The sequence below is a fragment of the Stutzerimonas sp. VN223-3 genome (assembly GCF_045999685.1).
GTDB classification, from domain to species: Bacteria; Pseudomonadota; Gammaproteobacteria; order Pseudomonadales; family Pseudomonadaceae; genus Stutzerimonas; species Stutzerimonas stutzeri_AR.
In genome coordinates this window covers 305,384-320,207 of the sequence record NZ_RBEC01000002.1, presented here as the reverse complement: position 1 = coordinate 320,207, position 14,824 = coordinate 305,384, and the positions used below count along the sequence as shown (strand labels likewise).

General features: G+C 60.5%; 13 protein-coding genes. 4 read left to right on the top strand and 9 right to left on the bottom strand.

Annotated elements, in window-relative coordinates; translation table 11 throughout:
- Positions 1-182: 182 nt before the first annotated feature.
- From D7241_RS10310 to trmL, 4 genes are all read right to left on the bottom strand, one after another.
- Positions 183-557: a gamma-butyrobetaine hydroxylase-like domain-containing protein gene (locus D7241_RS10310; protein ID WP_408101446.1), complete on the bottom strand. Its 375-nt coding sequence runs from the start codon at positions 555-557 to the stop codon at positions 183-185.
- Between the two features lie 59 nt (positions 558-616).
- On the bottom strand, positions 617-1,960 hold the full coding sequence (gene hslU, locus D7241_RS10305; protein WP_408101445.1) for an ATP-dependent protease ATPase subunit HslU: 1,344 nt from the start codon (positions 1,958-1,960) through the stop codon (positions 617-619).
- Between the two features lie 29 nt (positions 1,961-1,989).
- Positions 1,990-2,526 (bottom strand): ATP-dependent protease subunit HslV, encoded by a 537-nt coding sequence (gene hslV / locus D7241_RS10300; RefSeq protein ID WP_408102313.1) that lies wholly within the window; start codon positions 2,524-2,526, stop codon positions 1,990-1,992.
- Positions 2,527-2,672: 146 nt separating this feature from the next.
- Positions 2,673-3,134, bottom strand: coding sequence for a tRNA (uridine(34)/cytosine(34)/5-carboxymethylaminomethyluridine(34)-2'-O)-methyltransferase TrmL (gene trmL / locus D7241_RS10295; RefSeq protein ID WP_255979683.1), 462 nt, complete (start codon positions 3,132-3,134; stop codon positions 2,673-2,675).
- On the opposite strand from trmL, the gene D7241_RS10290 reads away from it, so the two are divergent.
- On the top strand, positions 3,133-3,588 hold the full coding sequence (locus D7241_RS10290; RefSeq protein WP_408101444.1) for a hypothetical protein: 456 nt from the start codon (positions 3,133-3,135) through the stop codon (positions 3,586-3,588). The genes trmL and D7241_RS10290 overlap by 2 nt on opposite strands.
- 32 nt (positions 3,589-3,620) lie before the next feature.
- Here D7241_RS10290 and ntrC read toward each other — a convergent pair whose 3' ends face one another.
- From ntrC to glnA, 5 genes are all read right to left on the bottom strand, one after another.
- Positions 3,621-5,057, bottom strand: coding sequence for a nitrogen regulation protein NR(I) (gene ntrC / locus D7241_RS10285; protein WP_408101443.1), 1,437 nt, complete (start codon positions 5,055-5,057; stop codon positions 3,621-3,623).
- Positions 5,054-6,136 (bottom strand): nitrogen regulation protein NR(II), encoded by a 1,083-nt coding sequence (gene glnL / locus D7241_RS10280; RefSeq protein ID WP_408101442.1) that lies wholly within the window; start codon positions 6,134-6,136, stop codon positions 5,054-5,056. Before glnL ends, ntrC begins: the two co-directional genes overlap by 4 nt.
- Positions 6,137-6,303: 167 nt before the next feature.
- The gene (locus D7241_RS10275; RefSeq protein ID WP_408101441.1) at positions 6,304-6,924 is read right to left on the bottom strand and encodes a DUF4124 domain-containing protein; all 621 of its coding nucleotides are present in this window, start codon (positions 6,922-6,924) and stop codon (positions 6,304-6,306) included.
- A gap of 8 nt (positions 6,925-6,932) precedes the next feature.
- Positions 6,933-7,460, bottom strand: a complete 528-nt coding sequence (locus D7241_RS10270; protein WP_408101440.1) for a DUF4124 domain-containing protein — start codon at positions 7,458-7,460, stop codon at positions 6,933-6,935.
- Positions 7,461-7,644: 184 nt separating this feature from the next.
- The gene (glnA, locus tag D7241_RS10265) at positions 7,645-9,051 is read right to left on the bottom strand and encodes a glutamate--ammonia ligase (protein WP_408101439.1); all 1,407 of its coding nucleotides are present in this window, start codon (positions 9,049-9,051) and stop codon (positions 7,645-7,647) included.
- A 341-nt stretch (positions 9,052-9,392) separates the two neighbouring features.
- Between glnA and thiI the strand changes: the two genes are divergently transcribed.
- From thiI to D7241_RS10250, 3 genes are all read left to right on the top strand, one after another.
- Positions 9,393-10,847 carry a tRNA uracil 4-sulfurtransferase ThiI gene (gene thiI / locus D7241_RS10260; RefSeq protein ID WP_408101438.1) on the top strand — a complete coding sequence of 485 codons (1,455 nt, stop codon included), beginning with the start codon at positions 9,393-9,395 and terminating at the stop codon, positions 10,845-10,847.
- Positions 10,848-11,017: 170 nt separating this feature from the next.
- A complete protein-coding gene (gene typA / locus D7241_RS10255; protein ID WP_255979698.1) occupies positions 11,018-12,841 on the top strand; it encodes a translational GTPase TypA in 1,824 nt (607 codons plus the stop codon).
- A 216-nt stretch (positions 12,842-13,057) separates the two neighbouring features.
- A complete protein-coding gene (locus D7241_RS10250; RefSeq protein WP_408101437.1) occupies positions 13,058-14,770 on the top strand; it encodes a ShlB/FhaC/HecB family hemolysin secretion/activation protein in 1,713 nt (570 codons plus the stop codon).
- Positions 14,771-14,824 lie beyond the last annotated feature (54 nt).

Sequence of the window (14,824 nt, the reverse complement as noted above, 5' to 3'; positions counted from 1 at the left end):
GGCGGGAAGGCAGGGCAAGATGACATTTCGCGAAAGCACTGCTAAGCGGCATGCTTCGTAGCGATGCACGGGTTGGAGTCGCCGAAAAAGCAAGCGAGTGAGAAACCCAACGAGCAGGGCGCTTCGATTGGTGTTGTACCGCTTCGGTGTCGGCTGCGGCGCAACGCAAGCTAAGCTGCTTGTCAGAGCATTAGCCGCACCGGCGAGATATCCGGATCACGGGACTTACCAGCGCTTGCCAGCGCGTCGAGGTAATCGGCCCACAGCTGTTGCTGAGTGCTCGCCAAGTGGTAGAGGTAATCCCAGGTGTACAGGCCGCTGTCATGGCCATCGCTGAAGGTCAGCTTCAACGCGTACTGCCCGGCCGGCTCGATACCTTCGAGCGCGACGTTGATCTTGCCTGTCTGCAGGATTGGGTTGCCGTGGCCCTGAACCTCAGCGGAAGGTGAATGCACGCGTAAAAATTCGGCCGGCAGCACGTAGCGCTGCTCGGAGCCATACTCCAATTCCAGCGTTTTCGACGTCTTGTGCAGCTTGATCGCGGTGGGGATGCGCATCGAATGCTCCTGGCAGAGGCGCCGGGCCTCGTCTAAGAAACCCGGCGTAGCCGCTTGCGTTAAAGAATGTAGCGCGACAGATCTTCGTCTTCGGCCAGCTCGCCGAGGTGGCTGTTGACGTAGGCGGTATCGATCCGAATTGGCTCGCCGTTCTGCTGGCCGGCGAGGTCGCCAGCGCTGAACGAGACTTCCTCCAGCAGGCGCTCCAACAACGTGTGCAGGCGACGGGCACCGATGTTTTCGGTCTTCTCGTTGACCTGCCAGGCAATCTCGGCCAGGCGCTTGATCCCGTCATCAGCGAACTCGATAGCCAGCCCTTCGGTCTTCAGCAACTCGCGATACTGCTCGGTGAGCGAGGCGTGCGGCTCGGTGAGGATACGTTCGAAGTCTTCCGGCGACAGCGCCTTGAGTTCGACGCGGATCGGCAGGCGACCCTGTAGTTCGGGCACCAGGTCGCTGGGCTTGGATAGATGAAAAGCACCGCTGGCGATGAAGAGGATGTGATCGGTTTTGACCATGCCCAGCTTGGTGTTGACCGTGCTGCCTTCGATCAACGGCAGCAGGTCGCGCTGCACCCCTTCGCGCGAGACGTCGGCGCCGCCAGTGTTGCCGCGCTTCGCGACCTTGTCGATTTCGTCGATAAAGACGATGCCGTTCTGCTCGACGGCTTCCAACGCGCGGGCTTTGAGTTCTTCTTCATTGACCAGGCGCGCGGCTTCCTCGTCGCGGACTAGCTTAAGGGCGTCCTTGATTTTCAGCTTGCGGCTCTTCTTCTTGCCCTTGCCCATGTTGGAGAACAGGCTTTGCAGCTGGTTGGTCATTTCCTCCATGCCGGGCGGGGCCATGATTTCAACGCCCGCCGGGCTATCGGCGACCTCGATATCGATTTCCTTGTCGTCCAGCTGGCCTTCACGCAGACGCTTGCGAAACAACTGACGGGTGTTGGAGTCGGTGCTCTGTATCGGCTCCTCGCTGAAGCCGACCGGGCGTGCCTGAGGTAATAGGGCATCGAGAATACGTTCTTCGGCTGCATCCTCTGCGCGGTGACGCATCTTGCCGACTTCCTGTTCGCGCAGCATTTTCAGCGCGGCATCGGCTAGATCGCGAATGATGGACTCAACATCGCGCCCTACATAGCCGACTTCGGTAAATTTGGTCGCTTCGACCTTGATGAAGGGGGCGTTAGCCAGCTTGGCCAGACGGCGGGCGATTTCAGTCTTGCCGACACCGGTTGGGCCAATCATCAGAATGTTTTTCGGGGTCACTTCCGGGCGCAACTCGGCGGAGAGCTGCATGCGCCGCCAGCGGTTGCGTAGCGCAATGGCGACGGCACGCTTGGCGTCGTCCTGGCCGATGATATGGCGGTTGAGTTCGTGGACGATCTCGCGGGGCGTCATGGACATTGTTCGGTACTCCGGAACTGGCAGGCGGATCAGACGGCGCTGTCCAGCTCCTCAATGGTGAGATTCTGGTTGGTGAAGACGCAAATGCTGCCGGCGATGCTCAGCGCGGTTTCGGCGATATCTTGAGCCGACATGGACTCGCCGCCTTTCTGCATCAACGCCATCGCGGCGGCTTGGGCGAACCCGCCGCCGGAGCCCATGGCGATCAGGTCGTTTTCCGGCTGAACCACGTCGCCATTGCCGGTGATGATCAGCGAGGCGTCCTTGTTGGCTACGGCCAGCATGGCTTCCAGACGGCTCAGCGAACGGTCGGTACGCCAGTCCTTGGCCAGTTCGACCGCGGCGCGGACAAGATGACCTTGATGTTTTTCCAGCTGGCCTTCGAAACGTTCGAAGAGTGTGAAGGCATCGGCGGTGGCGCCGGCGAAGCCGGCCAGCACCTGGCCGTGATAGAGGCGCCGAACCTTTTTGGCGTTGCCTTTCATGACGGTGTTGCCCAGGGAAACCTGGCCGTCGCCGCCCATGACGACTTTGCCGTTGCGGCGCACTGAAACGATGGTGGTCAAAGGAAAATCTCCACGCAGCGGGGCGATGAATGCCCGAATGCGTTTGATATGGGGGACGCTGCCAAGCATTTCAACCGGCGTACGGGATTCGCTGCCGTGGCGCCACGCATGGCCCAATCAGTACCGGCTCGTTGGGAAGAGGGTCCTTATTGCAGCGCGAAATCCAGCTGTCGCCACGCCTCGTAGACGGCAACCGCGACGGTGTTCGAAAGGTTCAGGCTGCGACTGTCGGGGCGCATCGGCAGGCGCAGGCGTTGCTCGTTGGGCAGCGCATCGCGGATTTCCGGCGGCAGGCCGCGACTCTCCGGGCCGAAGAGAAAGGCATCGCCGCGCTGGAATTGCACCTGATGAAAGGGCTGCGATCCCTTGGTGGTAAAGGCGAATACGCGCGGCTGACCAAGGCTCTCCAAACAGCTGTCGAGATCAGCGTGGCGCTTGAGCGGTGCATATTCGTGATAATCCAGGCCCGCGCGGCGCAGGCGCTTGTCGTCCAATTCGAAGCCCAGCGGCTCGATCAAATGCAGGCTGCAGCCGGCATTGGCGCAGAGCCTGATAATGTTGCCGGTATTCGGCGGAATCTCTGGCTGGAAAAGGATCACATGGAACATGCGCGTCACCGACTCTGAAAACGACCGGCATTCTACTGCGGCAGGCGACCCTGCGCCGCACGATCCGCTACGTCGTCAGCGTCGCCGCTTTTTTGGCTCGCTGGTGTTGCTCGGGCTGTTGTTCGGCTCGTTTCTCGGACATTTCTTCCGGCCGGGGCCGGTGGAGTTGTTGCGGGTCGAGCCTGTAGCCAGCGGGTTACAGCTATGGTTCAACCGCGAGCCGGAGCTCTATAGCCAGGATATCGACGGTGCCGTCGGGATGCTGTTCCAGGCCAAGGGCAGCGCTGATGCTGGGCGTGTAGAGGTTGAAGGCACGAATACCAGCTGGCGCGTGCAAGCGACGGAGAAGGGCTTGCTGCTGCACTTCGTGGCGACCCGACCCCTGGCGGCCAGCTGGTCGGGTGAGAAGATCGGTGGCGACTGGCGCTTGCTGGTGCAGGTCAGGCCGCGCTAGAGCGCGGCCGGTGGATGCGCCATTCGCAAGGGTCAGGTCTCTTCGCCTTCGTCCTCGTCAGCGCCGTCCACACCCATGCCCAGTTCCTTGATCTTCCTTGTCAGGGTATTGCGGCCCCAGCCGAGCAGCAGCGCGGCATCGCGGCGGCGCCCGGCGGTGTGCTTGAGTGCGGTCTCGATCATGATCCGCTCGAAAGCCGGTACCGCCTCGTCGAGCAGGTTCGATTGGCCGCGCCCCAATGCCAGGTCAGCCCAGTGTCGCAGTGCTTGTTCCCAGTTGTTTGCCGGCATGGTGTCGGCGGGCTGGTTGAGCAGTTCCGGTGGCAGGTCGCTGACATGCACTTCGCGCCCCGAGGCCATGACGGTGATCCAGCGGCAAGTGTTTTCCAACTGGCGCACGTTGCCCGGCCAGGGCAGATTCTTTAGATATTCCTCGGTTTCGCTCTTGAGCAGCTTGGTTTCGACCGAAAGCTCCTGCGCAGCGCTGGCGAGGAAGTGCCCGGCCAGTGCTGGGATGTCTTCGCGACGGTCGGATAGGCGTGGAATGTGGATGCGGATGACGTTCAGGCGGTGGAACAGGTCTTCGCGAAATTTTCCGGCCTGCACCAGGGTTTCCAGGTCCTGGTGGGTGGCGGCGATGATGCGTACATCGACTTTCACGGGCGTGTGGCCGCCGACCCGGTAGAACTCGCCGTCGGCTAGCACACGCAGCAGGCGGGTTTGAGTATCGGCGGGCATGTCGCCGATCTCATCAAGGAAAAGGGTGCCGCCGTCGGCCTGCTCGAAACGACCGCGGCGCTGATTCGCGGCGCCGGTAAAGGCGCCTTTCTCATGGCCGAACAGCTCGGACTCCATCAGGTCCTTGGGAATCGCTGCCATGTTCAATGCGATGAACGGCGAAGCCGCTCGCGGGCTATGACGGTGTAGCGCGTGCGCGACCAGCTCCTTACCGGTGCCGGATTCTCCGTTGATGAGCACGGTAATGTTGGAGTGGCTGAGGCGGCCAATGGCGCGGAACACCTCCTGCATTGCCGGTGCCTCGCCGATGATCTCCGGTGTATGGTGCTGGTTGGCCGGCGCCTGCAGGTTCTGCTGTTCCTGTGCGTGCTGGTTGGCGCGTTTTACCAGAGACACTGCGTCGTCGACGTCGAACGGCTTGGGCAGATATTCGAAGGCGCCGCCTTGGTACGAAGCCACCGCGCTATCGAGGTCCGAATGGGCGGTCATGATGATCACCGGCAGGCGCGGGTACAGCTCACGAATCTGCGCCAGCAGGTCCAGGCCGCTGGTGCCGGGCATGCGGATGTCCGAGATGATCACATCCGGCTGCTGGCGCGCCAGTTTCGCAAGCACGCCGTCGGCACTGTCGAAACTCTGGGTGGTCATGCCCTCTTGCTGCAGAGCCTTTTCCAGTACCCAGCGGATGGAGCGGTCGTCATCGACGATCCAGACGTTTTCGCTTCGGCTCATGCTGATGGGGCTCCTTGTTCCAGCGGCAGGAAGATAGAGAACGCGGTGTGGCCGGGGTGGCTCTCGCACTCGATCAGGCCCTGATGCTGGCTGATGATGTTCTGGGTGATGGCCAGGCCGAGGCCGGTGCCGTCCGGGCGGCCGCTGACCATCGGGTAGAAAAGTGTGTTCTGCAGTTCGGCTGGAATTCCTGGGCCGTTGTCTATGATTTCGATCCGGGTGACCAGGCGATGGCGGATATGGCCAATAGTGAACTGGCGCAGGGTGCGGGTACGCAGGGTCAGGCGGCTAAGGCCCAGTTCGCTCTGCCCGGCGAGCGCCTGCATGGCGTTGCGCATGATATTGAGCACCGCCTGAATCATCTGTTCACGGTCCATCAGGACTTCGGGGATGCTCGGATCATAGTCGCGCACCAAAATGAGGCTGCCCTGACATTCGGCCTCGATCAGGCTGGCAACATGCTCCAACACCTCATGGATATTGGTCATCGACAGGGACGGCAGCTTGTTCGATCCGAGCATCCGGTCGACCAGATTTCGCAAGCGGTCGGCCTCCTCGATGATTACCTCGGTGTAGTCCTTGAGGTGCTCCTCGGGCAACTCGCGTGACAGCAGCTGCGCAGCACCGCGAATACCGCCAAGCGGATTCTTGATCTCATGAGCGAGACCGCGCACCAGCATCTTGGTGGTTTCATGCGTAGACAGCTGCGCCTCTTCCTTGGTGATACGCAGCAGTCTGTCCCGCGGTAACACCTCCAGCAGCAACATGGTTTCTTGGCGAGTCAGAACGGGTGTAACCGCATAGTCGACCGTCAGTGTCTGGCCGCTGGCAGAAGTCAGCGTTGCCTCGCGCTTGGTGAAGGGGTGGGCCTGTTCGACGGCCTGGCGCAGGGCAGCCAGCGCTTCAGGCGATTCGGTGAAAAGCTCGCTAATGAATTGGCCGTGGCTGCGCTGGCCGCTCACGGCAAGCAGCATTTCAGCAGCTGGATTCATGTACTCCAGGCGCAAGCGCGAATTGAGCAACAGGGTCGCGGTGGTCAGGTTCTCGATCAGCAGGCGCTGTAGGGCTTCGTTGATCATGGCTGTCTGCATCCGGTATGTGAGACAGGAAATGCAAGAAGCAAACCAAGGCGCTCCTTTTCGGCGCGGCACTCTAGGCGCTAGCGCTCCAGAGCGGGGCGTAGCGAAAAATGAGTGAAGCGGATCAGGCTGGTCCGGCTTGTGCACCATTCAGGTGCGTAGGATGGTCACAGAAAGGGCACGAAGGGAATATCTTTCTTTTCCTTGGGTTTGTCTTTCACGGGGCATTCGGGACGGACGCCGTAATCGCCCTTCTTGCACGGGTTGGCCATCCGTCGTTGGGCAAGCGAGGTGCGCATCATGTGAAACACGCGCGGCGCGCTTCGCTGCAGGCTTGCACCCAGGCTGTCGATCACTTCGACGGCCAACTGATGGCTGCCTCGATCAACATTGTCGATTACCAGCACCGGACCTTCGCTTGGCGTCCCCACAGGCGCGCCATCGAGCAGCAAGCGATAGTGGTGGCCGGGTTGCAGGGCGGGATTGCTGGTGACACTAACCGCCAATTCGCCCGGATTACTGCGGATCGTGGCGTCGGGTGCCGGCTGCACGATATCGAGCAGCTCATAACCTGGAGCGATCGCTTTCAGGACTTTTACGGGCGTCTTCGTTGGCGGTACCGGCTGTGCGGCCATGCTGTTGGTCGGTTTGGTTTCGACCGGCACGGCTGCTCGGCCACCGGGGCGGTCGGTGAAGACCCGATTGCCCTCGGCGTCGACGTAGCTATAAATCGCGGCACTCGCGGGCAGTGCGAGCGTCAGCAATAGCCCAAGCAGGCCGAGCCGCATGACGCACGTCATCGGCGGGCCGGGCTGGAGATGTGGACGCGCTGAACGGTGAATTGCTCCTCGGCGCGCTGCACGACTCGTCCGCCGCTGAACACTTCGACTTCAAGCAGATGCGTACCACGGTCGACGTTGGTCAGCTGTTGTGACGTCGTGCTGCCTGGCTCTGCCTGCGGAACGCCGTCGAGCAGAAAGCGGATCTGATGGCCTCGCTTAAGAGGAGGGTCGAGCTGGGCATTGACAACAAAGGTGCCGTTGTTCGCGCGCAACGCCTGTTCGTCCGGAATGCCGCCAATGGACAGGCTGCGGTAAGGCTGCTGTTGACGCTCGTCGCTTTGCTCGTCGGCCAGGGGCGGCGGGGCTTCAGGCATTTTGATGTCAACAGTATTGGCAGGCGGCAGGTCGACGGTATCTGCCGCGACCCCTTCCGGCGGTTGATTGGTAAAGACCGTGTTGCCCTTATCGTCGGTGTACTTGTAAATCTGCGCCATGGCGGGCGCCATGAAAACGAGTAGCAGGCTGAACAATGCAATGCGCATGGGAAGCTCCGCGGATGGGATGCCGGAAGCCTTGCACCGCTCGGGCGGCTAGGCAAGTACGGCCGTTGCGATTTGGGATCGGCGCCACTCCGGTCGCTTGGCGAGGGCGTAGATTTCCTGTCTAGTGACATCGCAGGAACGAAAAAGCCTCCCGAAGGAGGCCTTTTCTGTCACGCGGACCGGCTTAGACGCTGTAGTACAGGTCGTATTCCAGCGGATGCACGAAGGTACGGACCTTGATCTCTTCCTCGCTCTTCAGCTCGAGGTAGGCATCGATGAAGTCGTCGCTGAACACGCCGCCCTTGGTCAGGAACGCGCGGCCCTTGTCGAGTTCTTCCAGAGCTTCCTTCAGGCTGCCGCAAACCTGCGGGATCAGCTTGCCTTCTTCCGGCGGCAGATCGTAGAGGTTCTTGTCAGCGGCGTCGCCAGGGTGAATCTTGTTCTGGATGCCGTCCAGGCCAGCCATCAGCAGTGCGGCGAAGCACAGGTAGGGGTTGGCAGCCGGGTCCGGGAAGCGCGCTTCGATACGGCGGGCTTTCGGGCTGGATACGTACGGGATACGGATCGAGGCGGAGCGGTTGCGAGCCGAGTAGGCCAGCATCACCGGAGCTTCGAAGCCCGGGACCAGACGCTTGTAGGAGTTGGTCGATGGGTTGGTGAAGCCGTTCAGCGCCTTGCCGTGCTTGATGATGCCGCCGATGAAGTACAGGGCGGTATCGGACAGGCCGGCATAACCTTCGCCGGAGAAGGTGTTTTTGCCATCCTTGGAGATGGACATGTGCACGTGCATACCCGAGCCGTTGTCGCCATACAGCGGCTTCGGCATGAAGGTCGCGGTCTTGCCATAGGCATCGGCGACGTTGTGTACGCAGTATTTCAGGGTCTGGACTTCGTCAGCCTTGGCTACCAGCGTATTGAACTTGACGCCGATTTCGTTCTGACCGGCAGTCGCCACTTCGTGGTGGTGCACTTCAACGACCAGGCCCATTTCTTCCATGGCATTGCACATGGCAGTACGGATTTCGTGGTCGTGGTCGCACGGTGGAACGGGGAAGTAGCCGCCTTTCACGGCTGGGCGGTGGCCCTTGTTGCCGCCTTCGACGTCCTGGTCGGTCATCCAGGAGCCCTGCTCGGAATAGATCTTGAACATCGAGCCGGAGATATCAGACTTGAACTTCACTTCGTCGAAGATGAAGAACTCAGGCTCCGGACCGACGAACACGGTGTCGCCAATGCCGGTGGACTTCAGGAATTCCTCGGCGCGCTTGGCAATCGAGCGCGGGTCGCGGTCGTAGCCCTGCATGGTGCTCGGCTCGACGATGTCGCAAACCAGAATCAGGGTCGGCTCTTCGGTGAACGGATCCAGCACGGCGGTTTCATCGACCGGCATCAGGATCATGTCGGAGGCTTCGATGCCTTTCCAGCCATGAATGGACGAGCCGTCGAACATCTTGCCGTGCTCGAAGAAATCTTCATCATGGGCGTCACGGGCCGGCATGGTCACGTGATGCTGCTTGCCCTTGGTGTCAGTGAAGCGCAGATCAATCCACTTCACATCGTAATCTTTGATCAGTTGAAGCGACTTCGACATGGTGCTCTCCAAGTGGTGGAAGCGGAGACAGGGTGCTTCCGAAATCAGGGGATGAAGTCCAGCGGCGGATATTCCGCGTTGGCGACCTGCCTCACAAGGGAGCAAATTGCATGCCAGTGCTCTGTATTGGGTCCGGGCGCGCATATCGGGGTTTTATACGGGTTCCCGTAGTTACGCGGTTCACGATGGCTCATTCAAATGCATCAAATTGGTGCATTAATTTGTGATTAAGACCTGAATTGGTGCGCGATGGTCTCTTCAGATAAAAGCGCCTAAATCTTGATCAATTTCCGCTATACTCCGCCCCCCTCTTTTTACGCCATGTTGCCGCGCGCGTTTTCATGAAGCTGATCGTCAAGGTTTTCCCGGAAATCACCATCAAGAGCCCGCCGGTGCGCAAGGGCTTCATTCGTCAGTTGGCGAAGAACATCCGCACCGTGCTGCGCGACCTCGATTCCGATCTGCGGGTGGAGGGGGTGTGGGACAACGTTGAAGTGGAAACCGCGCTCAGCGAGCCGAAGCTGCTGCACGAGATGATCGAGCGCCTGCGCTGCACACCGGGAATCGCCCATTGCCTGGAAGTACACGAGTATCCGCTGGGCGATCTCGACGATATCGTCGAGAAATGCAGGGCGCACTTCGCCGACCGGCTGCCCGGCAAGATTTTCGCCGTTCGCTGCAAACGCGCCGGCAAGCACCCGTTCAGTTCGATGGATGTCGAGCGCCACGTCGGCAGCGAGCTGCGTGTTCAATGCGGCGGCGCAGGCATTTCGCTCAAGGCGCCGGAAATCGAAGTGCGGATGGAAATCCGCGATCAGCGGCTGTTTATTGTGCATGCGCAGCATGACGGCATCGGCGGCTACCCGCTGGGTGCGCTGGAGCAGACCCTGGTGCTGATGTCCGGTGGTTTCGACTCCACCGTGGCGGCCTACCAGATGATGCGTCGCGGGTTGATGACCCATTTCTGCTTCTTCAATCTCGGCGGACGCGCCCACGAGCTGGGCGTAATGGAAGTCGCCCACTATTTATGGAAGAAGTACGGCAGCTCGCACCGGGTGCTGTTCATCAGCGTGCCGTTCGAGGAAGTGGTCGGCGAGATTCTCGAGAAGGTCGACAACAGTCAGATGGGCGTTGTCCTCAAGCGCATGATGCTTCGCGCCTCGACGCAGATCGCCGAGCGCCTTCACATTGACGCACTGGTCACCGGCGAGGCGATTTCTCAGGTCTCCAGTCAGACGCTGCCCAACCTTTCGGTAATCGATTCTGCCACTGACATGCTGGTGCTGCGTCCGCTGATCGCCGCGCACAAGCAGGACATCATCGACACGGCGTTCGAAATCGGCACCGCGGAGTTCGCCAAGAACATGCCCGAGTATTGCGGCGTGATCTCCAAGAACCCGACCACCAAGGCCAAGCGCTACCGTATCGAACATGAAGAAAAGCAGTTCGACATGGCGGTTCTCGAGCGCGCCTTGGAGGCTGCACGTCAGGTCCCTATTGACCGCGTGATCGACGAGCTGGGCCAGGATCTGCAGATTGAAGAGGTGGTCGAGGCGACTGCCGGCCAGGTGGTCATCGACATTCGTCATCCCGACGCCGCTGAGGACGAACCTCTGCAATTGCAGGGCATCGAAGTGCAAACACTGCCGTTCTATGCGCTGAACAACCGATTCAAGGAACTGGATGTGAACCGCCAGTACCTGCTGTATTGCGATAAAGGTGTCATGAGTCGCCTGCATGCTCATCATTTGTTGAGTGAGGGGCATGCCAATGTGCGCGTTTATCGTCCGGGTTAAACAACCTGGGCTGCTGGGCGGCAGTATCCGTCACCGCCCTCCCGACCCGCTGCGCGGCTGTATTGCCGCGACACGTCGTTAGCGACCTTCTTCTATCTTCATCCGATTTTTCGCGTTGAGCCGCTCGATGCATCTGCTGAGTAGCCCGACCCAACTACGAGACCACTACTGTGATCGAGAATCTACGTAACATCGCCATCATCGCTCACGTTGACCATGGCAAAACCACTCTGGTCGACAAGCTTCTGCGTCAGTCCGGCACCCTGGAGCGCGGCGAGCTCAACGACGAGCGCGTGATGGACTCCAACGACCAGGAAAAAGAACGCGGCATCACCATCCTGGCCAAGAACACCGCCATCCGCTGGAACGACTACCGCATCAACATCGTCGATACCCCCGGCCACGCCGATTTCGGCGGTGAAGTAGAGCGCGTGATGTCGATGGTCGACTCCGTGCTGCTGCTGGTCGACGCCCAGGACGGCCCGATGCCGCAAACCCGCTTCGTGACCAAGAAGGCCTTTGAAGCCGGCCTGCGTCCTATCGTGGTGATCAACAAGGTCGACCGTCCAGGCGCGCGTCCTGACTGGGTTCTGGATCAGATCTTCGACCTGTTCGACAACCTCGGCGCCACCGAAGAGCAGCTGGACTTCCAGGTCGTCTACGCCTCGGCCCTGAACGGCATCGCCGGTCTGGATCACACCGACATGGCCGAAGACATGACCCCGCTGTACCAGGCCATCGTCGACCACGTACCGGCCCCGCAGGTCGATATCGACGGCCCGTTCCAGATGCAGATCTCCGCTCTGGACTACAACAGCTTCCTCGGCATTATCGGTGTCGGCCGCATCGCCCGTGGTCGCGTCAAGCCGAACACGCCGGTCACTGCCATCGACATGCACGGCAAGAAGCGTAACGGCCGTATCCTCAAGCTGATGGGCCACCACGGTTTGCACCGCGTCGACGTCGACGAAGCCACCGCAGGCGACATCGTCTGCATCAGCGGCTTCGACGAGCTGTTCATCTCCGACACCCTGTGCGACCAGAACAACGTCGAAGCGATGAAGCCGCTGACCGTCGACGAGCCGACCGTTTCCATGACCTTCCAGGTCAACGATTCGCCGTTCTGCGGCAAGGAAGGCAAGTTCGTCACCAGCCGTAACATCAAGGAGCGCCTGGACAAGGAGCTGCTGTACAACGTGGCCCTGCGCGTTGAAGAAGGCGACTCGGCCGACAAGTTCAAAGTCTCCGGTCGTGGTGAGCTGCACCTGTCGGTACTGATCGAAACCATGCGTCGTGAAGGCTTCGAGATGGCCGTGGGTCGTCCGGAAGTGATCATTCGCGAAGTTAACGGCGCCAAGCACGAGCCGTTCGAGAACGTCACCATCGACATCCCTGAGGAAAGCCAAGGTAAGGTCATGGAAGAGATGGGCCTGCGTAAGGGCGACCTGAGCAACATGGTGCCGGATGGCAAGGGCCGTGTTCGCCTCGAGTACAACATCCCGGCCCGCGGCCTGATCGGTTTCCGTAACCAGTTCCTCACCCTGACCAACGGCGCCGGCATCCTGACCTCAATCTTCGACCGTTACGACGTGATGAAGTCGGGCCACATGTCCGGTCGTCAGAACGGCGTACTGGTTTCGATCGATACCGGTAAGGCGCTGACCTACTCGCTGGAAACCCTGCAGGCGCGCGGCAAGCTGTTCGTCGAGCACGGCCAGGAAATCTACAACGGTCAGATCGTTGGTCTGAACAGCCGTGATAACGACCTTGGCGTAAACCCCACCAAGGGCAAGAAGCTCGACAACATGCGCGCTTCGGGCAAGGACGAAACCATCGCCCTGGTCCCGCCGGTCCGCTTCACCCTCGAGCAGGCTCTAGAGTTCATCCAGGACGACGAGCTGTGTGAAGTCACGCCGAAGTCGATCCGTCTTCGCAAGAAGATCCTCGACGAAGGTGAGCGTAGCCGCGCTGCGAAGAAAGCCAACAAGGCTTGATTCTCGCTTAGCTGCAGCAAAAAGGCGCCTTAGGGCGCCTTTTTGCTGCCTTCAATATGATCTTGCGCGCCAACTTCCTTTAGTTCCGTAGGATTAGACCAATAATTCGAAAATGCGAAGCCGTTCGCGCTTCCGCTGCGTATCTGAGATCAATGGTAGTTGTCCAGTGATGGCACAACGCCCATCATCGCCATCCCTCGATTTACCGAACCAAGGATGGTTGCGATGCGCCCGCTGTTGTTCGCCACGTTCCTCTGCGTTGTCTCATTTGCCAGCTCAGTTTCGGCCCAGGTTCCCCCACCCAATACGCCGTTGCCTGGCGAGCGCGACCTCATCCGAGACCGCCAGGAACGCCTCCTCGAGGAGCAGCGTCGACGCCTGGAAGAACTCCAGCAACTGCCTGGCCGCGATGCGACCGAAGTTGAGCCGATACCGGAAGATCAGCGCTGCTTCGACATCCACACCATCATCCTCAAAGGCGCTTCGCTCATTTCTGCGCAGGAGCAAGCGGTGCTGGTCCAGCCTTTTCAAGACAAATGCCTGGGCGCCAACCAGCTCAATGCATTATTGAAGGCGATTACCCAGTTCTATATCGACCGTGGCTACGTCACCTCGCGCGCCTATCTGCCTCAGCAGGACATGGCGGATGGCGAGCTTGAGGTCTTGGTCGTCGAGGGCCGTCTTGAAGGGCTTGATCAGTCCGCCGTAGCCAGCGATCGCGAGTTAGCGATGGCTTTTCCGGGCCAGACGGGCAAGGTGGTTGATCTGCGAGAGCTGGAGCAGCTGGTCGATCAGTTGAATCGCCTGCCGTCACGTCCCGCCCAGCTGGAGCTGTTGCCGGGCGAGCAGGTCGGTGGGAGCCGGGTAAGCTTGAAAGGCAACCCGCTCAAACCGTGGCGGGTGAACCTCAACCGGCATAACAACGGCGAGTCCAGCACCGGCGAGCAGCAATGGGGCGCAGGGCTCGATTGGGACAGCCCGCTTGGCCTGGCGGACCAACTCAGGCTGTACGGCGGCGGGGACGCGGTAAGCGATAAGTATCGCCATTCCGCTAATCAGGGTTTGTTCTACAGCTTGCCGTACGGCTGGTGGACCTTTAGCTACAGCTACAACCAGAGCTATTACAGAACCCAGGGGGAGACGTCAGGCTTTCTCTTCGAGATGGATGGCGAGAGCAAGAGCCATCAATTGAGCGCCGAGCGCGTCCTGCACCGTGATGCAGTCAGCAAGACTGCCATCAGCTTCGGCGTCTCTCATCTGCAAACTCGCAACTACATCGAAAACAGCCTGCTCGATGTCTCCAGCCATCGGCTGTCCGAGACGCAACTTGGCCTGAACCACGGGCGCCGCATTGGCACCGCCTTCGTCAACGCAGACCTTGGTTGGCAACATCGAACCGGCAGCTTCGACGCCCAGCGGCGGGGCGATCCGCAATATGGGGAGCCGGACGCCCGCTATCACAAATACAGCCTGACACTGAGCGCGCTGCAGCCGTTTCAGTTGTGGGGCGAGTCCTTCAGTTTCGATTCGCTGCTCAACGCCCAGAAAAGCGAAGACGTGCTCTACAGCCCGCAGCGCATCAGCATTGGCGGGCTGGCCTCCGTCCGCGGTTTCAAGGAGCAATCGCTGTCCGGCGATACCGGCGGTTACTGGCGCAACCAGCTGCGCTGGCGCCGGCCGATCGGTTGGGAGCCGCTGCGCCCTTTCCTGCAGGAATATGGTCTGGCCTACGCCTATGACGTTGGCGTCATCCACGGCGGGCGCTACAACCCCGATCTTCACGGCCGGCTATCCGGCCATGGCGTGGAACTGAGCGCACGCGGCGCGCACATGGCGACCTCTGTCACCTTGGCCCGCTCGCTGGAGCGCCCGGGTGCCATCACCGAGCGCGAGCACCCAGTGTACTTCCGCGTCGACTTGTTCTTCTGAAAAGCCATGGCCTGCCGTACGCAGCGGGCTGGAATGAGCGGAGCTCGTTCCCTA